This is a genomic window from Allobosea sp. RCC_152_1 (assembly GCF_041360765.1).
GTDB classification, from domain to species: domain Bacteria; phylum Pseudomonadota; class Alphaproteobacteria; order Rhizobiales; family Beijerinckiaceae; genus Allobosea; species Allobosea spartocytisi.
Genome location: NZ_JBFUPU010000001.1, coordinates 1015085 through 1037573 on the forward strand (window position 1 = coordinate 1015085; position 22489 = coordinate 1037573).

Consider the following 22489-nt stretch of genomic DNA (forward strand, 5'->3'; position numbering starts at 1 on the left):
ATCGACTAATCAGCCGCGTAGCGACAACTGCGCCGAAAGCGTGAGATAGAGCGGTTCCAGGTATCCGTGGAGCAGATACTGGGCGGCGACGATCTCTGTCGGCTTCTCGACGAAGGCCGCAACGCTCCGGGCGGGTTCGCCGATCGGCTCAGACTGCGCTGCCCGCCCCGATCCCGGTGTAGGAGAACCCGGCCGCCTTCATGTCTGCGGGCCTATAGATGTTACGCAGGTCGATCACAATCGGCGTTTTCATTGAGGACTTGATCCGATCGAGATCGAGGGCGCGGAACGCGTTCCATTCAGTGATGATCAGCAGCGCGTCGGCCTGCTCGATGCAGTCGTATGGGCCGGCGGCAAAGCGGACGCCGGCGAGCAAAGGCCGGGCCTGCCCTATCGCTTCGGGATCGTAGGCGACGATCTCGGCTCCCGCAGCCTGCAGTGCCGGCACGATGACGAGGGAGGGCGCGTCGCGCATGTCGTCGGTGTTTGGCTTGAACGCCAGCCCGAGGACGGCGATACGCTTGCCGGCGACCGACCCGCCGCAGGCGGCGATCACGCGCTCGGCCATCTGCTTCTTGCGTGTTTCGTTGACGGAGACCACCGTCTCGATCAGGCGCACAGGGCAATTCTTCTCCTGGGCCGTCCGAACCAGCGCAAGCGTATCCTTTGGAAAGCAGGATCCGCCGTAGCCCGGGCCGGCGTGAAGAAATTTCGGACCGATGCGGTTGTCGAGACCCACGCCGCGCGCCACGTCCTGGACGTCGGCACCGACGGCTTCGCACAGATCGGCCATCTCGTTGATGAACGTGATCTTCATGGCGAGGAAGGCGTTCGCGGCGTATTTGATCAGCTCGGAGGTTCGCCGCGAGACGAATACCAGAGGCCCTTGGTTGATGAAGAGCGGCCGATAAATTTCCGTCATGACCTTGCGCGCACGCTCGTCATCGGTGCCGACAACGATTCGATCGGGCCGCTTGAAATCCTCGATCGCGGCGCCTTCCCTCAGGAATTCGGGATTGGACACCACCGGGATCGAAAGGCCGGGCCTGACTTCGGCTACGATACGCTCGACCTCGTCGCCGGTTCCGACCGGTACAGTCGATTTGGTGACGATCACGGCGCCGTCCGCCGCCACGGCCGCGATCTCGCGGGTGGCGGCGTGGACATAGCTCAGGTCGGCGTGCCCGTCGCCGCGGCGGGTCGGCGTGCCAACCGCGATGAAAATCGCGTCCGCCTCCCGCACCGCCTCGCTCAGATCCGTCGTGAACGACAGCCGTCCAGCAGCCGTGTTCTCAGCGAGGAGCGTCTCGAGGCCCGGTTCGAAAATGGGGACCTGCCCCGCCTTCAGACGGGCGATCTTGGCAGGATCCATGTCCACGCAGACCACGTCATGGCCGAAATCAGCGAAGCATAGGCCGGACACGAGCCCGACATAGCCGGACCCAACCATTACGAGCCGCATTAACCAAATCTCCCGGATACCGCGAGGAGCTTTCCATGCTCGCGCGCTGGCGCCGTCTAGCATCAACGACGGCTCGTGCAAACCCCGAGGGCCGATGCCGAGCCCCCAGCCCCGCCGATGGCTCGCGCGCATTGATTCGGCACCGAAAGAAAGCGTGCTCTGCTCGACAATCGCCGGCCAGAACGGCTCTTCCCCAACACGATCTCTTCTGCAGCATCTTAGTCGGAATTCGGGTAGGTCCAAGGATGCCTCGACCTCATCTCATCGAGCAGTGGCTTGGTACTTTTCTGGGTCAAGGTCTTGATCATCTGATTACCGTGATAGCGATACATCGCAGTCACGTGCGCGACGTTGACGCCAAAAAAGCCGCGCTCGACGAACCGACACCAGAGTTCGTAATCTTCCCAGCCGTAAAGAAACGGCTCGTAACCACCAACCGCCGCCCAGCAGTTCGTGCGGATGAGCGCCATCGCGTCGATATAGTTCCCCGATCGGAAGCGGTCTGGCTGCCATGGCGGCTCGCTGAGATACCAGGTTTGGCCGTCGGTATCGCCAAAGCTCTCGATTTTTGGATAAGCGACCGCAGCTCCGCTCGAATCGATAGCGTCAAGACACGATTCAATGCAGTCGGGCATCAGAACATTATCGGGATCGAGAGGTAGAAACAGCTCGGTCTCGGCAAAACTGATCGCCGCGTTCCTGCTTGCGCCTAACTTTGAGTTGACACGATTCTTCAGCAGGGTCACTTTATTGAATTCGGAGCCGTGCTCCTTGAGCCAGTTCCGTGCGACCTCGACCGAGTTATCCGTCGAGCAGTCGTCGACGATGACGATGTCAATCTCTTTGTAGGTCTGCATCAGCACGGAATTGAGTGCTTCCTCGATGTAATTGGCATAATTGTAGCAGGGCATAATAACCGCCACCCTGCTGTAAGATCCCGACTTTCGCTGATAGACGATATCGTATTCAGGAACCTGAATTGATGCCAGAGGCTGACAGACGTCGTCCGCCAACTGAGCCTGAAACAGCCCCGCCGCCACGACGGGCTCGGACAGAAGCCTGCCAATCGTTCTGCGAACCGAATAGGCCCGGCGCTCCGGCCCGTAGTTCCACAGCACCTCACGGCGAGCCGCCGCCGCGATACGCTGCCCGAGACCGGCGTCGTCGACCAGCGACATGATCGCATCGTACCACGCCTCATCACCGTCAGCGAGGAGGCCGGTCTCACCGTGACGCATCGCGGCCGCATAGGGCTCGGTCGGCGAGGCGATCGTCGGTACGCCGACAAGCGCCGCCTCGAAGAACTTGAGTTCGCTTTTCGCTTCGCAAAAGCGATTCCCGACCTCGAGCGGCACGACATTGATATCATACCGCGCGTATTCGGACAGCATCCGCTCAAGCGGGACAAATTCCCTCCACTCGATCTGATGGCCGAAGGGTAGGAGCGTGGGAAACTCAGAGACGTCTATCGTGCCATGGGTCAGCACGAGACGAACGTTGGTGTGAGATGCGAGAACCTTGGAAAGAGCGGGAACGATCAGCGAAAAGTCCCGCTGGTGGGTTCGCGTGCCTGCTGCGTATCCGATCCTGAACAGGCCGTCCGCCTGCACTGCGGCAGCCAGCGAGACCGCCTCGGCCGCGGCCTGTTGGGCACCGAACGCATAACCATTCGGTATCACCGCCGCGGGCTTTCCTGCGCTTATGATCTCCCGAGCGAGCCGAAGCGTTGTCGTCACACACAGGTCGGCCTCGACCATCGTCGCGCGAATGCGCTCGTAGAACGCGGCGATCTCTCCTTCCGAGAAACCCTGGCTTCGGATGCCGTCGATGACCTTGCTCGTCGCGAGATCGGGCCTGAACATCAGATCATCGACATCGAATACGATCTTTGCGCCGGCCATGCGCGCACTCTCGATCGCAGCACTCAGATCCGCGGACCAGGGCGCTCGCCAAATCCACAAGACCGCCGAGCGCTCGATCGTCTCTGCAAATTCGGCCAATTCGGATGCGCCGATAACCACGACGTCGTAGTGCTCATCGGGGAGAGCCTTGGCCATATTGTGGATGCGATACGCGTGGCCTGGTGTATTCGGCTCCCCCGAAACGAATGTTATGCGAATACGGTCATCCTTCGAAAGCCGGTTCGTGGCGGCGGGCCTGAGCGTTTCGGCATCTTCGAGCATGTCGACAAGACCACGAAGCGTCATTTCTCCCTGATGCTCCGGCAAGCTCGGTGGGCTAAAACCGGATGTCGAGGCTCGACCCGCCGCGCGCTTCAGCCCCGACGACGTCCACCGCGCTAAGGCGGTGAGGCGCCACGAGGTGCTCTTGTGGATCGCATGCAACTGCTGGCCCGCATCCTGCGAAAACAGCTGCGCCTCCTCATAGCGCGTGGCAATCTCGCTCGCGGCCAAACGTAGCCGTTCGAAGTAATTTAGGCTGCGTGTCCAATGTCCCTCGAGCGCTGCGAGCTCTGCTCTCACCTCGTGGGTGGTATTTCGAGCCTTGTCGAGTTGCCTCTCAGTGTCGAGGCGAGACTGGACGGCCGACGCCAACAGTCGCTCCGTAGTCTTCGCCTGCGCTCGCTCAGCTTCCAGACGCTGCTCCGCAGACGACAGTTGCGCATTGAGTTGATCGACGGCCACCTTCAGTTGCTGCGCTTCCGCAACCCGGTCGGCCGCTAGGCGCTGGCTATCGGCCAGCGCCCCTCGCAGTTGATTGAACTCGGCTTGGAGAGCACTCACCTGGCCGGACAGAGACTGCTCTCGATTTCGGGCCCGGTCCTGATTTGCCCGGAAGAGATCGGGATGGACGCGCGACATGGGCGTCTCAAAACTCGTAACTGTGGATTTCAACGTGTGGATCAGCTCGGCGCGGTCACGCCGGACGAACAGCAGCATATTCTGCCGGTACCAGACCGGAACGGACGCATCGAGCCAGATTTGGGGCCGGATGAAATCGACGACCTCGAAATCGAACTCGTCGAAGAGCCCGATCCAGTATTCCGGATTTTGCTCGTTGACATGGTGGATGCCTTCCTGTCCGGGAATGGCGGCCGAAAACAGGACGACGCTGGAATGGCGCGTGCAGTTCTCAACCACCGTGCGCGCGTGATCCGCATCGATATGCTCGGCCGTTTCGAGGCAGATCACCAGATCGAACTGCTCCCTAAGATCGATCGGGTTCGCGAGGCTCGCATTCAACACCAGGTTGGCCGGTACCAGCAATTCGTCCGGCTCGAACTCTTCCAGCTCAACGCCGAAAACCTTCCTGTCGCTCTGCCTGAGCGCCGCCTGCATCCAGAGCCCTGTTCCGCATCCCAGGTCGAGGAGCGACTTGAACGGAACGTAGGGCTCGATGATGTTGAAGACGACGTTCGCGGCGTACCGGTTTGCCTTCGCGAGCATCCTGTGCTCATCGCGATGGGATGCGCCTTCGGAATTTGTCACAAGATTTTCCTCTCTGCCCGGGAGCGCATCAAAGACCAAACTCTCAGGTCGCAGGCTTGAAGCTCGCCCACGCCGTCTTCACGATTGTATCGATATCGGAATGTGTCGGTGAGAACCCTAAGACGCGCTCGGCGAGCGCACCCTCAGCACTCAGAGCAGCCGGATCCCCGGTGCGACGGGGCTGGATTGCCACCGGCACCCGACGGCCGGTGACGCGCTCGATCGCGGTCATGATCTCATTAACCGAGAGGGGCTTGCCCGTTCCTAGGTTCAAACAGATGTTCGCGCCACCGTTCTCGAGATAATCGAGCGCGCGCACGTGCGCCTCGGCCAGATCCGTGACATGGATGTAGTCCCGCAGGCAGGTTCCGTCCGGTGTGGGATAGTCGTCTCCAAACACCTGTAGTTCCGGAATGGTCCCGCCGGCCGCCATCAGCGCTCGCGGGATCAGATGCGTCTCGGGGTCGTGCCTCTCCGCGAGCTCTCCATCGGGATCCGCGCCACTCGCATTGAAATACCTGAGTGCGACGTACGAAAAATCCGAGGCTCTGGCGAGATCGGCCAGGATTTTCTCGATCATCAGTTTGGACTGACCGTACGGATTGATCGGCTCCTGACGCGTATCCTCGCTGATTGGGATCACATCTGGAATGCCATAAGTGGCGCAGGTGCTCGAGAACACGAACTTGCTTACGCCGTGGGATTGAAGAGAGCCCAGAAGCGATATCGTTCCAGACACATTGTTACTGTAATACTTCAGCGGGTCGGAAACCGATTCTCCGACATAGGCATAAGCTGCGAGATGGACGACCGCTGCCGGACGATATCTCGCCAAGGTATCCGACAAGGCGTCACGGTCATGAATATCACCCTCGATAAGGGGACCCCATTTCACGCAATCGGCGTGACCGTGAACCAGGTTGTCGAACGCGACCGGCTCGAAGCCGCGCAGTGACAATTGCTTGCACACGTGACTGCCGATGTAACCGGCGCCACCCGTCACCAACACACTTTTCATCAATCAGCCGAGCCTCTCAGATAGCGTGCGCTCGAAACGCACGGTCGTCGAACGTGGTGCCGTTCTGATGGTCGGAATAGCGCCAGAGCCAGCGCTTAGGCGCGTGACTGGTCATCGAGCAGTCGCCGGAAGTATGCGATCGTTGCACCGAGCCCAGCGTCGAGCTCGACCTTCGGCTCCCACTCCAGAAGTTTCTTCGCCAGCGAAATGTCGGGACACCGCTGCATCGGATCGTCCTGAGGCAGGGGCCGGTACACGATTTCCGAGGACGACTCAGTGAGGCGAATCACACGCGTGGCGAGTTCGTGAACCGTGATCTCGTACGGGTTCCCGAGATTGACCGGACCCGTCACGTCGCCATCGGTCGCCATCAAGCGGATGAAGCCCTCGACCAGATCGTCCACGAAGCAGAACGCTCGCGTCTGCATACCGTCGCCGTAAAGCGTGATGTTCTCGCCGCGCAGAGCCTGTACGATGAAGTTCGACACGACCCGACCGTCATTCGGGTGCATTCTCGGCCCATATGTATTAAATATCCGCGCGACCTTAATCTTTACCTTATGCTGACGGAAGTAATCGAAGAATAGCGTTTCGGCCGAACGCTTGCCCTCGTCGTAGCATGCGCGGATACCTAGGGGATTGACATTGCCGCGGTAGTCCTCCGTCTGAGGATGAACCTCGGGGTCGCCATACACTTCGCTCGTAGATGCTTGAAAAACTTTGGCGCCAGTGCGTTTGGCGAGGCCTAGCACGTTGATCGCCCCGATCACGCTGGTCTTCGTCGTTTGAACCGGGTCGTACTGATAATGTACAGGCGACGCGGGGCAGGCCAAATTGTATATCTCGTCTACCTCGACATACAGAGGAAATGTAATGTCATGTCGCATTGCTTCGAATCTGGGGTTCAAAAGCAAATGAGAAATGTTATCTTTTCGGCCCGTAAAATAATTGTCGACACAGAGGACGTCGTTTCCCGCAGCAATGAGGCGATCGCACAAGTGCGATCCCAAAAATCCCGCGCCGCCGGTCACCATTACTCTTTTTCTAAGCGGGCGTTGCGACATGGGTCTCTTCACTGCCTACGGGAGTTGTGTTCTGGACGATTTGGGTCAATCACTTAGCGAAAATCCGAACAGCACACAACCAGCCAGTGTGACGTGATCCCCAAAGTTCTACCAGTCATGACTGGGGTCCAGGGTTGGTTTTATCCGAGACCGTTTGCTGGATCGCCGGAGGCTAGGTTAAATACCCGTAGACGGGATTCCCTGCGCGAAGGTGTTCTGATTCATTGATCTCAACCGGGAGGTTGAGATGGCTCGCTTTGATCTGACGGATTTCGAGTGGTCTGCGATCGAGCCACTTCTGCCGACAAAGGTGCGCGGCGTGGCGCGGGTCGATGACCGTCGTGTTCTGAACGGCATCTTCTGGCGGTTGCGCACGGGGGCGCCATGGGCCGATATCCCTTCACGCTCCCGCCCACACACGACTGCGTGAATCGCTTCAACCGGTGGCGCGAGGCCCACCATTGGGCGCGCATTCTGCAAGCCGTATCAGCCACTTACGATGGAGACATCCAGATGATCGACGCGCCCACATTCGGAAACATCCATGAACACTCGCGAGGCGCAAGCCGCGCTGGTCGCGCTCGGCTACAATCTTGGCAAGGGCGGGCCGAGCGGAAACGGCGATGACGGAGTCTGGGGCAGCCTGTCCCGCACTGCCTGCGCGGCCTTCCAGCGGGGTCGAGGGCTCACCGCGACGGGGGGCTGACGACCGAGACGGCGAAGGCGGTGCAGGCTGCGATGGCCGATCGCGCTGACCTGACGCTCGCCACCGTGACCGAGATTAGTGAGGCGCAGTGGCAGGAGCTGATCGATCACCCGGGCCAGCGGCGCTAGCAGGGCGGCGCGGTCGTCGTCCATGTGCCGCCGCCGGTTCCGCCCTCGATCGACGACTACCGCTACGCGATCCAGGATCATTTCGACGCGACGGCGCGCCAGCGCGGTTATGACAGCGGCGCGACCTGCTCGTCCTACGCCAGCTCGACCGTCCCGACCTGGGCGGCACAGGCGGCAGCCCTTATTGCCTGGCGCGATCAGGTCTGGACCTATACCTATGCCGAGCTTGCCAAGGTCGAGGCCGGCGAGCGCGCACAGCCGAGCGTAAACGCCTTCATCGGTGAGCTGCCGGCGATGGTATGGCCGGCCTGATCTAGCCATTCAGCCCTAGCCGCATAGCAGCCTTCGGGCGGCGTTTTGTGCAAGGAGCAATACTCATGACAAACGTGAGCTTTAGCGCGCGCTAGCGCGATCGAGGCATGCTTGGCCGGCAGGTGGCGACAATCAGTGAATGCTCGATGTCCTTGCCTTCGATGCATCTGTTTCGATAAGCCTGGCCAGCCTTGAATTTAGCTATCTTCACGAACTGATGTCATTCGGATCCATCACTTCCAGCGCCGCTTCGATCGACCGTGTCCGAGCCGCTCGCAATCCCGGTCTCGACGCCGTAAGAACGCTTGCGATCACGCTGGTGCTGATTGCACATTTCGGAGAAGCCGCCGCATGGGTTTCCCACGTTCGACTACCCAAGCCGATCTCGGCCGCAGGCTACTTCGGAGTTGAAATCTTCTTCGCTCTCAGCGGGTTTCTGATTGGCGGGATTTTGCTGAGGATGCTCGCAGAACAGCCCACGGCATCTGCCTGGGGCGTGTTCATGGTTCGTCGCTGGATGCGAACGCTACCGGTTTACTTCTTGTGGATCCTCGTCCTTTGCGTGGTGACACCTCCGCCCGATGGGGCGCGCATTGTCTGGATATACACTGCTCTATTGCCGAACTTGGCGTGGACTATGATCGGCGGGACATGGTTCCCAGTCGCCTGGTCTCTGATGGTGGAAGAATGGTTCTATCTATTATTTAGTGCATCACTTCTAGCAATTGCGGCAAAGCGACCACGATTTGCCATTCCGATAATATTGTTGCTTTTTCTGCTGTCCCCGCTCTGGGCGACTGTTTGGTTTCGTTTAACTGGAACGACCCCGCAGGGGACATGGGACGAAGCAGTCCGCAAAATTGTCATCATTCGCCTCGACGCAATAGCCTATGGCGTGGCCGTCGCTTGGCTGCAAGCGGGCTTCCCAGCGCTGCTGAAGAGGCTGCGTTGGATCATGTTCAGTTGCGGAGTATCGATCTTACTTATTCTGTGGGTAAATTTCTTCGAAGATTATGAATTTACGCGGTGGTTTCGCGACAGTCTATACGCTCCATTGACGTCTTTGGGTTGCGCGCTCTGCATTCCGGCCGCGTACCACCTAAATATAAAAGATTCGCTTATTAAAAGTGCGGTGACGTGGCTGAGTGTGCGGTCCTATGGACTTTATATTGTGCACTTCTCATTGATCCATCTCTTTGGATCAACCTTCTATTCGCAAGGATGGTCATTGCAAGCAGCGGTCGCGCTCTCCCTCATCGCTTCGCTTCTCATCGCGGAGGCTTCGTGGAGATGGTTCGAGCAACCGATCTTGCGGATGAGGCCGCGGCTGTAGCCCTCGTCGTCCTCGCCGCTGTTCTTCGGGGGGCGGCGTCAGTTTGGTGCCCGTGAGAAAGCGGGCTATCCGCTTGGCAAGGCCTTCTGCTTCCTTGCAGGCATTTCGAACGCGGCGGGAACTCTGTCGGCGGCTGCATTGTGGACCACCGCGATCTCGGCCGTCTTCTGACCATCCGATCTAGACAACAGTCTGACTGACCCGCCCGCTGCGAGAGCGGACTTTTCCATATCCGGAGCACCCATGGACACGACCGCTATCCAGCGGGCGCTGGTCGCGCTCGGCTATTCGCTTGTCGTGGACGGCAAGCCGGGCCCGAAGACAAAGGCGGCGATGGAGGCCTTCCAGAAATCGCGACCACGGGCGGCGAACATTCAGTTGCTTGGCGAATGTCCGCTGACTTGACGATGATTTGCAGTCTCGCTCATGTGTCTTCATGCCCGGCGTTGAGGTCGATTGACACGCATGGGGCGGCCTGTGACCGGATGCCGCTCGATCAACATTCCGCTGGCTCTTGGGGAGGTGGACCACTCGACAAACTGGATCATGCTGTCGACCTGGTCGTCATATTTGCCCATCGGAAACGCCAGAAGTTCGCGTCGGAACTCAGGAAGCCAGCGTGCCTCCGTAGGAAGCAAATATGCACCGGTCTCAAGCCGCGCCGTTTGCGCCTCGACGCGTAGGAGCTTATCAAGGCGAGGGCGAGGGCGAGGGCGAGGAGCGTGGTAGCGCCAGTGACGGGCGTCTTCCTGACGAAGCTGCTGCATCAGAGTACGCATACGCTGAGGACCGCGGGATAGATGCCCGCGCGCGTGCGATGCCGGGGCTATGATGGTGGATCGCGAGGGTCAGGCGGCCTGCTGATCCGCAGGCTTTTCGGCATCGCGCAGGCGTTTCCACTCCCACGGCAGCAGTTCTGGCAGGCGCGAGACGGGCAGATCGGCGATGCGGGCGAGAACGTCGGCCAGCCAGGCCTTTGGGTCGATGTCGTTGAGGCGGGCCGTAGTGATCAGCGTGAGCATGACGGCGGCGCGATCGGCGCCGCGCTGCGAACCGGCGAAGGTCCAGTTGCGTCGCCCGAGGGCGATGCCGCGCAGCGCTCTTTCGGCAGCGTTATTGCTCAAGCAGATCCTGCCATCGTCGAGGAAGCGGGCAAAGTCGCCCCAGACGGATCATGTAGTTGATCGGCTTCAGGACCTCGGCGGAGCGGGAGAGGGTCTCGCGCTCGCGCAACAGCCAGGCGTGCATGTCGTCGAGAAGCGGCTTGCTCTGCTCCTGGCGCACGGCCCACCGTTCGGTGGCGGACTTGCCGTTGATGGCGCGCTCGATCTCGAACAGTGCGTCCAGGCGCCTGACGGCCGATCGGGGAGATCGGTTTGCCCTTCACGCCGTCGCGGGCCTTCTTCGAGATATCGGCCAGTTCGAAGAAACCGCGCTGGGCATGGGCGAAGCAGAACGCCGGTGTGATCGGCTGTTCCTTCCGTTGCGGGTCAAACAGCGGCTCGAAGCCACCGTAACAGTCGCACTGAAGGATGCCGGTGAACCCGGCTAGATGCTTCTGCGGGTGCTCGCCGCGCCGGTCGCCTGAAGCGTAATACACCGCCGCCGGCGGCGCGGGGCCAGCGAAGGGGCCATCATCGCGCACATAGCTCCAGATCCGCCCGGTCGCACATTTTCCCTTCGCCAGGATCGGGACCGTCGTGTCGTCGCCATGAAGGCCCTCGGCCGCAAGCACATGGGCCTCGATCAGGTCGAAGACCGGCTTCAGGGCGAAGGTTCCATGGCCGACCTGGTCCGCCAGTGTCGACAGCGGCAGGTCGATCCCCTCGGCTTTGAAGCGCGCGCTCTGGCGGTTCAGGGGGATGTGCTGCCCGAACTTGTCGAAGATGATCGTCGCTAGCAGTTGCGAACCGATGAAGCCGCGCGGCGTGGCATGGAACGGCGCCGGCGGCTGGCTGACCTTGCCGCAATCGCGGCAACTGAACTTCTCGCGGACCGTCTCGATCACCTTGAAGCGGCGCGGGATCGCTTCCAGCGTCTCGGTCACGTCCTCACCCAGCTTCGACAGCCGCGATCCGCCGCAGCAGGCGCAGGCCGTGGGCGGCGCGACGACGACCCGCTCGCGCTCGATATCCTCTGGCCAGGGCTTGCGCACAGGCCGCTTGCGCGTGAAGGCGCGTACGTTCCCGCTCTTCGCCGCCGCGACAGACGCGGCAAGCTCGTCCTCGCTCGCCGCGGTTACGAGCTCGTCGAGCTGAAGCTCCATCTGCTCGATCAGCCGTGCTGTGCGTTCGGAACGCTGGCCGTATTTCTCGCGCTTCAGCTTCTCGATCATCAGTTGGAGATGCGCGATCAGCGCCTCGGTGTCCGAGAGTTTCGCCTGCGCGCTCGCGGCCACCGCCTCGGCTTCCAGCCGTGCCTCGCGTTCGGCCCGCAGCGCCACCAGGGCACTCGCGAGGTCCGAAGGAAGATCGTCCGGCTTCACCATCACGAAGCCAGTGAATCAGATTTAGCCTGCGATTTCAAAAGGTAAATGCTAGCCGACCCGCGTCGGACGCCAGGTTTCCTGCGGATTTCGCCAGTCGATTCCGGACAGAAGATAACTCATCTGCGCCGTCGAGATCGTCACCGCCCCGTCCGCCGGAGACGGCCAAAGGAACCGGCCCCGTTCCAGCCGTTTCGTGAACAGGCAGGCGCCGTGGCCGTCATGCCAGATCACCTTCAAAAGGTCGCCTCGATGTCCCCGGAAGGAGAACAGATGCCCGCTCAGCGGATCCCGGCGAAGCACTTCCTGCACCTGCAACGACAGGCCCGGAAAGCCGCGGCGCATATCCGTGTAGCCCGTCGCCAGCCAAACCCGCACGCCCGTCGGAACCGGGATCACGCAAGCCGCTCCAGCGCTTGCACGATCCGCAGCAGAGCTTCGACGTCGACATCGCGGTCCACGATCACCCGCCGCTCGTTCGCCGTCACGATCTCAATCCGACCGCGGCCCTCTACCATCAGCGGGCCGCTCGTCGCCGTGACCTCCGGCACGATGACCGCCGGAACAAATCCTGAGCTCGAAGTCGGGCCGAACCGCCCGGCGCGCGCAGCATCACGCCTGTCGTTCAGCTGCGCGCGTGTGATCCCGTACTTGCGAGCCGTCGCCGAGCCCAGGCGCTGACCCGAATAACTCTCCTCGACGACCCGCAGCTTCACTTCATCGCTGAAGCGCCGCCGACTGCCTCTCTCAACGATCTCAAGCCGACTGATCGGTGTATCTGTATAGACGTCCATACAGACGTTTTCTTACCGCAAATCCTCATGGATCAAGACGGCCGCCCTCGGACGGATACATCGCAAGATCGCCGCGCTGCTGCGCTCGACGGCAGGCTGGGTGGTCAACGACAAGCGGGTCGAGCGGATCTGGCGACGCGAGGGGCTGAAGGTTCCAGCCCGACAACCCAAACGAGGTCGGCTCTGGCTCGCGGACGGATCCTGCATCCGCCTTCGCGCCGAGCGGCCCAACCATGTCTGGTCCTACGACTTGTCGAGGACCGCACCCATGACGGGAGAAAGTATCGCATGCTCAACGTGATCGACGAGTTCACCCATGAATGCCTGGCGATCCGCATCGACCGGAGGCTGAAGGCGATCGACGTCATCGATGTGCTCTCGGACCTCTTCATCCTGCGCGGTGTGCCGGAGCATATTCGTTCAGACAACGGCCTCGAGTTCGTCGCCAAGGCCGTGCAGGGCTGGATCGGCGCGGTCGGCGCCAAGACCGCCTACATCGCGCCCGGCAGCCCTTGGGACAACGGCTTCATCGAGTCGTTCAACGCCAGGCTCCGAGACGAACTCCACGATGGCGAGATCTTCTACACCCTCGCTGAAGCGAAGATAGTCGTCGAAAGCTGGCGGCGCCACTTCAACACGGTGCGCCCGCACGGCTCGCTCGGCTACAAGCCGCCGGCTCCAGAGGTCTTCATCCCCGCCATGACCGCACGGGCGACTGCGCAATCCAGACCAGCTACGCCGCCCGCGCTGGCGTCGAGGCCAACCGCCCCACTAACAATCGCTTTGGACCAAGCGACGGGGGCGGATCACTGGCACCGGGGAACCATAAGTTAGGTGTGAGCCCGAACGATTCAAGGATCAAGTCCCGCCCGCTCCAAAACGAACGCGAGAAAGCGCTCGTTGAAGCTTCCAAGCGACAACCTCTGCTCGAACACGGCCCGCGCGGCCCGACCCATCTCCGGAAGGTCCACGCGGCTTTCATAGGCGGCAAGAAGTCGAGCTGTGAGAGCTTCCGCTTTTCCGGATTCGAAGACGAAACAGGATCTTTCATCGAACGCCTCATGGACGCCGACGTGATCGCTCAAGATGCATGGCTTTGACAGCATCGCCGCCTCAGCTGCGACCAGCGAAAACGATTCGTCCCTTGATGGACAGACTAGTACGTCACAAGAAGATAATAGATTAAGCGTTTCAGAATGATTCAACGAACCGAGATATTCAACTTCCGGTAGGCGCCTTAACCGTGCCCTGATCGCCTCCCAATAGGATTGGTGACTTTGCCACAACTTACCAACAATTATAAATCGACATTGACGCCTAACTTGTTCAGGCAACAATGCAATGGCGTCAACGAGAATGTCCTGTCCTTTTCGTGGTTCTATAGTCCCCGCAAGGACAAATGTCAGCTTGCTCTGTAAGGCGATTTCGTCGGCGCTCTCGTCCGGCACCCCGTTGTACAGAACTTTTGCAGGAATATTTTCGGGTATAAATTGTCTAGCATAATTGCTGACAGCTAAAGTGCGAACACGCTCCCAATGAATGCCCTGAGTCTCGTGCCAGCGATTCTGTATTTCCTGGGCCTCATGGAGCCACCAGATCGTCTCAAGAATATCTATAGCGGATAGCATCTTAGTGACGCCGCTCAGGGCTATCGTGTTGACGATAGCTAGATCGAAATTTCTTGCAAAGCGTTCGAACAGGAAATGATTGTAGCGGATCGACTCGTCAATGATCACGACAATACCTGACCGCACTAACTCGTTGCGCAAAGGGCCGTCTTCCGGAGCCACGACAACGGGGAATCCTCCAGCTTGTTTGATCGCCAGGGCAGCATAAAAAAGCATCCGCGGCGCGCCAGTCTGGGTTAACTCATGCGATACCAGCAAAACATCAGGGCCGGACGATTCGCATCGCGCGTTGCTGTTGTCTGCATAAATTTTATAGGTGAACCTGAAGTCGTGATACAGAACCCGCTTCATAGAATCGGTGAAATACGGATCCTTGGAAACGTATTTTCCCCAACGGCTCAGAGCAAACATATCCGCTTTGTATTTGGTTTTCTTCGCACCCCATGAGTGATTTCCAATGTGGTGCAGCAGCGAATAGGGCGTATAGACGCAACGATAACCTGCCTCGATCAGCTTGTAGCTGAGGTCCATGTCGGAATGGCCGTCAGGGGTATTGATGGCATCAAAACCGCCAACGGCGAAGAAGACATCTTTTTTCAGAGCGCAGCAGGCGCCGGAAAGGATAGAGACGTTCCTGACGTATTTGTGCATCGTCAGGAAACCGCTATCTCCGTTCCAAGGTAAATTATTGTAAGCCGTACCGCACAGTCCGGGCGTGCCCGAGATCATGCCGGCATACTGGATCGTATCGCTAGCATAAAGGAGCTTTGGCGAAACACCTCCAACTCCGGGAACCCAGAGATATTCGATCAAACGCTCCACCCAGTCCCGCTCAATCGGGAAAACATCGTCATTATAGAAAATGACGATGTCACCGTTGGCCGCCCGAGCACCTTCGTTACATTTGTCGGAGAAATTATATTTCTTATCGTATTTGACGAACCTAGCTTTTTCCCAATCCCGGAACTCGTCAGAAAGGCGATCAGCAAGCGGACCATTGCAGACAACAACGACTTCATAGTTGTCATAGTCGGTCCCGCTTCGAATCGACGACAGTACTTTCTCGAGATTCTTATGAGAATCAGAGGGAATGACGAGGGAAACCCTCGTCTCCTCCAGCCGCTCTGTAATGCGTACATAATTCGCGTGTGGGAGCGGAGATGCCCGGCCGACGATTCCTCTGCGCCGTAGGGCATCATTGAGTGCCGCTATATTGCTTTCCCGCGCGAAATCCTTGCCGCCGCCCGCCGCCGACCCGGGGATAGACCGCCACAGATACAACAGGCGCTCGACATGTACGATATTCACAGCTAGCTCGGATGCGCGCAGCGCAAGGTCGTAATCTTGCGAAAAATCATAGTCGCTGCGGAACCCGCCCGCATTTTCAACGAGCTTTTTGCTATAGACGGTGAGGTGCCCGGTGATCATGCCGTTGAACATGATTTCTGGAGACCAATCCGGCTTGAAAATAAAATCAAACAGACGCCTAGCCGGCGTATCGTCTATCTTGCACTCGTCGCTGTAAATGAAGTCGGCATCCGGCTGACTGTTAATTGTTTCGGCGATCCGGAAAAGTGCATCGGGTGTCAGCTCGTCGTCATGGTCAAGAAGGGCAATATACTCGCCCTGCGCTATCCGCAGACCCGCGTTCGATGCTGCAGAGATGCCGCCGTTATGCTCCATGACCTTCAACTTGATCCGCGGGTCGGCCGCAGCAAGCTTCTGTAAAAGGACCCGCTGGGCGTCCGTCGGCGAAAAATCGTCCACGACGCAGAGTTCCCAGTCAGGATAATATTGCTCTTGCAGAGACTCGACGGCCCGGCGAAGCCATTGAATGGGCGTCTTGTAGACAGGCATGATGACTGAGATTAAGGGCCGGCGCGCGAAGGACGAAATCGCTTGAGCTGCAGCCTCAGGAGATAGTTCCGACTGCTGCTCGGCAAAGATCTCGCGCGCAATATCCTCCGCATCGGATGGCGGCAGTAGCTTCCGCTGATCGCGCAGAAAGGCGATGCGTTCCGGCATGCGATGGGGAGTTACAGCCCACCAGACCGTCTTGGCCGCGCGGCGAAGCGACAACTTCACGGATGGGGGCATGCGATCCAAAACCCCGCGCAGCGGAGTCGATGCGCGCCAAACGGCGCTCTGCTCGAGCTGCTGGATGCGAGCGAGCGCGGTGTGGGTCGCTGCAGCTTGCGCTGCAAGCTCCCCACGCAACTGGCCGCTTTGCGCAAGGGCCGACTCGCAGGCGACCCGGTCCCGGTTATTGAGAGCCACCAGTGCGGCATTTTCGGATTTCAATCGAGCGATTATCGCCAACGCGGCCTGATGATCCGCGCTCAACTGCCGGGTCTCTTTTGAGGCCGCTTCGATCTCCTCCTGAGCAACCCCGATCTCGGAAGTCGAGCGATCTCGCTCTGCCTTCATCTCTCGGCACTCTGACAGAAGCAACGCGAGGTCGTGCTGCACCATATCACATTGATGTTGCAGGCCGACGGCTCGTCCCAGGCTCGCGTAGACAGCCCTAATCGAGTCGACATGTTCGGCGGGCAAATTCATCAACGGCCGCAACCCGGATGGAATGTCGGGCCCAACCGCTAGAACGCCTAATCCGTGACCATGGATGAACTCGAACGAGGGGTATCGATCCACAAGCTCCCGCCACAGACGCCAAACCCCGAAGTCACGCTCGCGGACATTGGTATCGTGAAACAGGACGACCGCGCTCGAGGACAGCTTCGGTAGCCAGCTTTCGAAATCAATCCGAACATCATTGTAGCCGTGCCGTCCATCGATATGGAGCATATCGACGCTGCCATCGGCAAAATTGGGCAAAGCATCGTCAAACCGGCAACGCAGCAGTCTGGAAAAACGCGAATATTCCTGGTCGTTTATCCTCGAAACCCGCTTGTAAATCTCGCTGCCATAGACTCCGGTATGCTCGTCTCCTAGCCATGTATCGACAGCATAACAGGCGGTCGAAAGCCCGATCTGTTGCACGGCTTGACAGAACGAAAAATACGAGAAGCCGTTATGTGTTCCCAGCTCGACAAGGGTTTTCGGGCGAACCGCGTCAATCAACCAGAACGCGAAAGGACCATGCTCCAGCCATGCAGACTCCGCAATATGGCGCGGCTTCCAGAAAGATGCCTCGTTCAGCCATGAGGGGAATAAGGTATGAATTTTACCACCAGAATCACTCGACCCCGGCTCTGAACGGTGCTTCATAAGAAAGTCATGTCCTTTGCAATTTGCGAAGGCATAAGCGCAAGCTACCGTGCTGTAGAGTTTAAGAAATAAACGGTCACGGCCGCTACGCCTTCTCGTGTCCTCATACCTGTTCTTTCCGCTTTGGCCAAGCACGCTACAATGCGAGTGGACAGCGTCGCGTGATACCCACCGCACCTTACCCGTGCGACGGCAATTGTATTTGAGGAGGACCGACGCCTATTAGCCATCATTGCATGAACTTTATAATATCCGCCCGTGAAGGTCGCGGACGGCGTATCCTCGCGACCAGGCCGCGATCGTGAAGCAGCGTTCGATCGCGTGGTGCAACGTCCCGTCGAGTTGCCCGCTCTCCGGCTCGAACGCCTCCGATGTCAGGTCGAGCTCCCGCAACGCATCGAGCGCCTTCGGCCTGAACCAGAACATCGAACCTTCGAAAAAGCCGAGCTTCATGAAGTCGGAGGCCTGCATCCTCTCGGCGATCTGTCGAACCTGCTCCCGATTGGCCATCCAGAATACGGGATCGGATCGATAACTGTCGCCCCATCCCACCAATCCGGTATCGGGCTGTTCGAAGGATTTTAGCATTCGATAAGTGGCGGACCGTTCCCCGCACAGCATGGCAAAAAGTAGCTTGCGGCGAAGGTTCCCGTCGATGAGGTGAGGACTGCGCTTGGAGTGCAATTTCAAAACGGCGTCGAAATCGTCCAACGCGCCGGATTGCAAGAGCGCGAGGAAAGGCGCGATATCGCGGCCACGGTTCTCGCACGGAAAGACCACGATACCGGGTACATCAGCGACCATTTTGGACAACTCTTCCGCCCGGTCAAACGGAACCGTGAAATAAATCGGCACAAGATCGGGGAAGATGTTGCGGAGAGCGATAATTTCCTCGGCGAGATCGAGATAGAAAACATGCGCGGTGATCGCGATGCGGACATCTGGGCGCGACGGCTGCGGGCCCACCGCTGCGACTCGGCGACGAAGCGTCCGACCCAGCTCCGAAATGAAAAGGCGCCCCATGGTGTTCGCCTTAAGCTTCTGCCAATAATGGCGGGCGATCGCACGGAGACGGTCGGACATCGCGAGATCCGCGCCGAACGCTAGTCTGGTATTGTTCCGCATGAATTGAATTGACAGTGTGGATTTGATTTTACGTTGTAGGGCAAAACCATCAGGTTGACGACAGGTTTGTCGCAGTTTGGACGTCTTGGGCGGTCACTCGCCTTGGTTTTCTGTTTGCCGCGGCCCACCGTTTCGCTCACGCCGATATGTCGGCGGCGTAAGCGTTCAAGACCTCATCCGGTGTTCCATCCATCACCAACCTGCCGCCCTTCATCCAGAGCGTGCGGTTGCAAAAACGGCGGATCATGTCGTTGCTGTGTGAAGCGAGAAACATGATGCTCGCCTTTTCGATCATGGACCGAAGCCGCTTCTCCGCTTTCTCCGCGAAGGCGGCATCGCCAACACCGATGACTTCATCCAGGATGAGAATATCGGGATGGACGGCTGTTGAAACCGCGAAAGCCAGACGTAGCATCATGCCGCTCGAATAGGTCCGAATCGGAAGCGAGAGGAACTCCCCAAGTTCGCTGAACTCCTCGATGTCGGGAACAAGCGCCTGCGCTTGCTTGCGGTCAAGGCCGAGCATGATTCCGCGCATCTCGATGTTGTCGTAGCCGGTAGCGTCGGCATCCATACCCATCGAGAGATCGATCAGCGATGAAATGCGGCCCTTGATCGACGCATGGCCCGAGGTCGGCGGATAGACGCGGCTGAGGACGCGCAGCAGGGTCGTCTTACCTGCGCCGTTTCCACCGACAAGCCCGATCCGGTCACCGTCCCGCGCCTCGAAGCTCACCTCGTTGAGAGCCTTAACCACCTGGACGCTGTGATCGCGGTCATCTTGCAAGCCACCACCAACGGTCCGGCGGAGGATCTCGCTCTTCAGCGCCCGGCCGCGCGAATTGTAGATGGCGAGCTCGACGCCGGCCTTGTCCAGAACGATTTGAGCCATGATGTCCTCAGAGCCAGTAGACGACGCGGTGCGAGTATTTGCCCGCGAACGCGAGGCCAAGCAGCCATCCGAACACCAAAAGCCCCAGCAGGATCAGATAGGAGGTTGCGCTCGGCAGTTGGCCGAGCAAGGGCTCGCGCATCACGTCGAGCATGCTGGCAAAAGGATTGAAGATGAGGATGGGGTGATCAACCCGCAATTGCGACGGCTTGAACACGACCGGCGATATGAAGAACGCGACTTGAACGATACTCTGGACGATCTGTGGTATATCGCGAAATCGGGTCGATAAGATGGCCAGTATATATCCAATCCAGGAGAGATTGGCCAAAACAATCGCCAGTCCTGGTATAAAGAGAATAATATGCCAGCTGAGCGGCGTTCCCGCAGCTAGATAAACTACTGGAAGAATGATCAGATTGTGAGCGAAAACAATGATGTTGCGCACAATTGTGCGCAGCAAATAGGTAAAACGAGGCAACGCAATTTGACGAATGATGCTTTCGTTTTCAGTGAAACTCAAGCAGCTTTCGTTGATAGTCGAGGATATAAGGCCCCATAATACAAGACCCGTTCCCAGATGCGGAATGTAATCGGCGAAAGAGGTACCGAACAGCGATGCATAGATCCCGCCCATACCAAAGATCATCACCGCCATGCTGAGCGTCAACCATAGCTGGCCGAGTCGCGAGCGCCTGTAGCGGCGGACGACGTCGTTCTTGGCCAGCATCCACCACATGCGCCAACGGCCAAAGCCGCTGAGCACGTCGGTTGCGCCCGTCGCGATCAAACTCATACCAGCACTTTCCCGGAGCCCTGCCAGCGCAGAGCCTTCTGTTCGAGCCACCCCAATGCATGGACCTCGTGAGAATGGCAAGATTGAGTTAGCCTCAGGATCTATTGATGTGAAAGGCGTGATGTGATTCAGGCTCCTTGGGGAGACTGGGCATGAGCGCCCTTTGCTGGCTGACGGATGAGCAGATGGCCCGGCTTGAGTCCTGAGCCCAAGCACCGCAGCTGCCGCCGAATAAGTTGACCATGCCCGTTCTGTGGCGGCGGTGCGACGATCCGCTTGCAACGCGGGGCCGGATATTGGCCGATTGACCGAAGGCAGGGGAGGATATCGCTGACGGGCAAAGCTGCGTCGCGGAAGAGGTCGTCCAGCAGCTGCATCAGGTACCTAATTCTGCGGGTGCGTCGAAACCGCCCGGCGTTACAAATTACGCCTTCTTCCGGCCCTTTCAGACTTAGAATCTTGTAACGTATCATTGAAAAGGCTCAGATATTTCCGGCCTGTCACGCCGGAGGTCGCGGGTTCGAGCCCCGTCGCCCGTGCCATTTAAATCAAGGGTTTAACTCGGGAACCCTGCCGCTTGTCGCATCGTCTTGCGCGTGGCCCTTACCCTCCTCGCTTCGATTTATTCTGTCCGAGCGTCGCCCGGTCCGCTGGTCGATAGGTATCGACGTCGCGGATCACGGCGGTGTCGATCGGGCAATGACTCTGTTGAATCCGGCTTCCCGCTTGCCTCCATCGATCGAATGAGGTGCTGGCCTCGATCTTGCGGTTTGTTGTCTCGCTACGCCTGTGCCGGCCAAATCGAAACAAACCAGATCACCCGGGGCACATGATGCAGGATCCACGGAATCATCTTCGTTTCATTTCGCGCTTGGCTCTGGCCCGCAAGAGGCGCCGCCTCACCAAACCGACCACAGAGAGCAAAACGCCGACTTTGAAGCTCGTCTGGTCGTCCGACCGCCGCCCATCCGAGCCCAAGAAGTGAGAATCGTCGGCTTGCGCGGAGGAGGGCTCATCGCGTCGGCGCGCGGGCTTGCCGATCTCGAGCGCCGCCGCCCGGTCGTTCCGATCTCGATCCGGACGCCATGTTGGAGCACGCTCGAATGGAGCAAGCTCCAAAAATTGGCGATCTCGACCGACGGTGCCGGCCCGATAAGGCCGGCGATCCGACTGGCGCCATCAGGCGACGACCTCGCCGTGGCAAGGTCATGTGAGAAGGCGAGGCGAGCTGGAGCTCAGCCTCTCATCGTCCTTGAAAGGCTGTCGGCACCACGGGCCAGGAGCACGGCGTCCGATCCGCAGGCGACGAAGGAGAAGCCCTCGGCGACGAGGCTCCTCGCGAAGGCGGGATCGAATACGAGGGTGCCGACCGGGATGCCGGCCTCGATCAGTTTCCGCGCGGCCGGGCGGATGACATCCCAGACCGCCGGATCGCTCGGCTTCCCCAGCAGGCCGATATCGGCGGCGATGTCGGCGGGCCCGAAGAAGACGCCGTCGACGCCCTCGACGCGCCCGATCTCCAGCACCTGCGCGATCGCCGCCCGTGTCTCGACCTGGACGAGCACGGCCGTTTCTTCCTCGATCCGGCTGAAATAGTCGCTCATGCGCGCGAAGCCATTGGCGCGGGTGCAGCCGCTGACGCCGCGGATGCCGTGCGGCGGGTAGCGCGTTGCTGCGACGGCTCGCGCAGCCTCCTCGGGCGACTGGACCATCGGGAAGAGCAGGCCGGGCGCCCCGATATCGAGCAGTCGCTTGACGAGGACCGGGTCGTTCCAGTCCGGGCGCACGATCGGGGTCACCGGATGAGCGGCGAGAACCTGAAGCTGGGTCAGGACGGAGCTCAGGTCGTTGGGCGAATGCTCGGTATCGATCAGGAGCCAGTCGAAGCCGGCGCCTGCGACGGCCTCGGTCGCGTACCCGCTGGCAAGGCTGAGCCAAAGCCCGATCTGCGGCTGCCCGCTGCGGATCGACGCCAGGAATCTGTTGGAAGGCAGTTTCATCGCTCGGCTTTCATGAAGAAGGTGGAGACCATCCCGCCGGAGCGTTCCCCGAGCGGGCCTGAAGCCGGG

18 protein-coding genes and 3 pseudogenes are annotated in these 22489 nt (G+C 59.5%); 6 read left to right on the forward strand and 15 right to left on the reverse strand.

Features of this window, described 5'->3' with window-relative positions:
* Positions 1-148: 148 nt before the first annotated feature.
* The 4 genes from AB6806_RS04765 to AB6806_RS04780 form a co-directional block, all read right to left on the reverse strand.
* Positions 149-1462, reverse strand: coding sequence for a UDP-glucose dehydrogenase family protein (locus tag AB6806_RS04765; RefSeq protein WP_370954193.1), 1314 nt, complete (start codon positions 1460-1462; stop codon positions 149-151).
* Positions 1463-1680: 218 nt separating this feature from the next.
* Positions 1681-4869 carry a glycosyltransferase gene (locus tag AB6806_RS04770; RefSeq protein ID WP_370954194.1) on the reverse strand — a complete coding sequence of 1063 codons (3189 nt, stop codon included), beginning with the start codon at positions 4867-4869 and terminating at the stop codon, positions 1681-1683.
* Between the two features lie 85 nt (positions 4870-4954).
* Positions 4955-5929 carry a UDP-glucose 4-epimerase GalE gene (galE, locus tag AB6806_RS04775; RefSeq protein ID WP_370954195.1) on the reverse strand — a complete coding sequence of 325 codons (975 nt, stop codon included), beginning with the start codon at positions 5927-5929 and terminating at the stop codon, positions 4955-4957.
* 95 nt (positions 5930-6024) lie between these two features.
* On the reverse strand, positions 6025-6993 hold the full coding sequence (locus tag AB6806_RS04780; protein ID WP_370954196.1) for a UDP-glucuronic acid decarboxylase family protein: 969 nt from the start codon (positions 6991-6993) through the stop codon (positions 6025-6027).
* Between the two features lie 247 nt (positions 6994-7240).
* Here AB6806_RS04780 and AB6806_RS04785 point away from each other — a divergent pair.
* The 5 genes and pseudogenes from AB6806_RS04785 to AB6806_RS04805 all read left to right on the forward strand — a co-directional run.
* Positions 7241-7545 (forward strand): annotated as a pseudogene (locus tag AB6806_RS04785) (transposase); the annotation flags it as partial.
* Complete coding sequence (locus AB6806_RS04790) at positions 7538-7699, forward strand: peptidoglycan-binding domain-containing protein (protein WP_370954197.1); 162 nt, start codon at positions 7538-7540, stop codon at positions 7697-7699. The pseudogene AB6806_RS04785 and the gene AB6806_RS04790, both read left to right, overlap by 8 nt.
* 152 nt (positions 7700-7851) lie before the next feature.
* The gene (locus tag AB6806_RS04795; protein WP_370954198.1) at positions 7852-8139 is read left to right on the forward strand and encodes a hypothetical protein; all 288 of its coding nucleotides are present in this window, start codon (positions 7852-7854) and stop codon (positions 8137-8139) included.
* 139 nt (positions 8140-8278) lie between these two features.
* Positions 8279-9472: an acyltransferase family protein gene (locus tag AB6806_RS04800; protein ID WP_370954199.1), complete on the forward strand. Its 1194-nt coding sequence runs from the start codon at positions 8279-8281 to the stop codon at positions 9470-9472.
* A 243-nt stretch (positions 9473-9715) separates the two neighbouring features.
* Positions 9716-9877, forward strand: coding sequence for a peptidoglycan-binding domain-containing protein (locus tag AB6806_RS04805; protein WP_370954200.1), 162 nt, complete (start codon positions 9716-9718; stop codon positions 9875-9877).
* Between the two features lie 29 nt (positions 9878-9906).
* Here the strand turns inward: AB6806_RS04805 and terL are convergent, their stop codons facing one another.
* From terL to AB6806_RS04835, 6 genes and pseudogenes are all read right to left on the reverse strand, one after another.
* Positions 9907-10251: a phage terminase large subunit gene (gene terL / locus AB6806_RS04810; RefSeq protein WP_370954201.1), complete on the reverse strand. Its 345-nt coding sequence runs from the start codon at positions 10249-10251 to the stop codon at positions 9907-9909.
* 69 nt (positions 10252-10320) lie between these two features.
* On the reverse strand, positions 10321-10596 hold the full coding sequence (locus tag AB6806_RS04815) for a transposase domain-containing protein (protein WP_370954202.1): 276 nt from the start codon (positions 10594-10596) through the stop codon (positions 10321-10323).
* Positions 10586-10819: an IS66 family transposase gene (locus AB6806_RS04820; protein WP_370954310.1), complete on the reverse strand. Its 234-nt coding sequence runs from the start codon at positions 10817-10819 to the stop codon at positions 10586-10588. Before AB6806_RS04820 ends, AB6806_RS04815 begins: the two co-directional genes overlap by 11 nt.
* A pseudogene (gene tnpC / locus AB6806_RS04825) lies at positions 10770-11960 on the reverse strand (IS66 family transposase); the annotation flags it as partial. The gene AB6806_RS04820 and the pseudogene tnpC, both read right to left, overlap by 50 nt.
* Before the next feature lie 48 nt (positions 11961-12008).
* Entirely contained in the window at positions 12009-12356 is a 348-nt protein-coding gene (tnpB, locus tag AB6806_RS04830; protein ID WP_370954203.1) for an IS66 family insertion sequence element accessory protein TnpB, read from the reverse strand.
* The gene (locus tag AB6806_RS04835; protein ID WP_370954204.1) at positions 12353-12751 is read right to left on the reverse strand and encodes a transposase; all 399 of its coding nucleotides are present in this window, start codon (positions 12749-12751) and stop codon (positions 12353-12355) included. The genes tnpB and AB6806_RS04835 overlap by 4 nt, the downstream gene beginning before the upstream one ends.
* 58 nt (positions 12752-12809) lie before the next feature.
* Between AB6806_RS04835 and AB6806_RS04840 the strand changes: the two are divergent.
* A pseudogene (locus AB6806_RS04840) lies at positions 12810-13585 on the forward strand (IS3 family transposase); the annotation flags it as partial.
* 17 nt (positions 13586-13602) lie between these two features.
* Here AB6806_RS04840 and AB6806_RS04845 read toward each other — a convergent pair.
* The 5 genes from AB6806_RS04845 to AB6806_RS04865 form a co-directional block, all read right to left on the reverse strand.
* The gene (locus AB6806_RS04845) at positions 13603-17607 is read right to left on the reverse strand and encodes a glycosyltransferase (RefSeq protein ID WP_370954205.1); all 4005 of its coding nucleotides are present in this window, start codon (positions 17605-17607) and stop codon (positions 13603-13605) included.
* A 243-nt stretch (positions 17608-17850) separates the two neighbouring features.
* On the reverse strand, positions 17851-18690 hold the full coding sequence (locus AB6806_RS04850; protein WP_370954206.1) for a rhamnan synthesis F family protein: 840 nt from the start codon (positions 18688-18690) through the stop codon (positions 17851-17853).
* 178 nt (positions 18691-18868) lie between these two features.
* Entirely contained in the window at positions 18869-19624 is a 756-nt protein-coding gene (locus AB6806_RS04855) for an ABC transporter ATP-binding protein (protein WP_370954207.1), read from the reverse strand.
* 7 nt (positions 19625-19631) lie between these two features.
* Positions 19632-20420 carry an ABC transporter permease gene (locus tag AB6806_RS04860; RefSeq protein WP_370954208.1) on the reverse strand — a complete coding sequence of 263 codons (789 nt, stop codon included), beginning with the start codon at positions 20418-20420 and terminating at the stop codon, positions 19632-19634.
* A 1235-nt stretch (positions 20421-21655) separates the two neighbouring features.
* Positions 21656-22420: an HpcH/HpaI aldolase family protein gene (locus AB6806_RS04865; RefSeq protein ID WP_112762074.1), complete on the reverse strand. Its 765-nt coding sequence runs from the start codon at positions 22418-22420 to the stop codon at positions 21656-21658.
* Positions 22421-22489 lie beyond the last annotated feature (69 nt).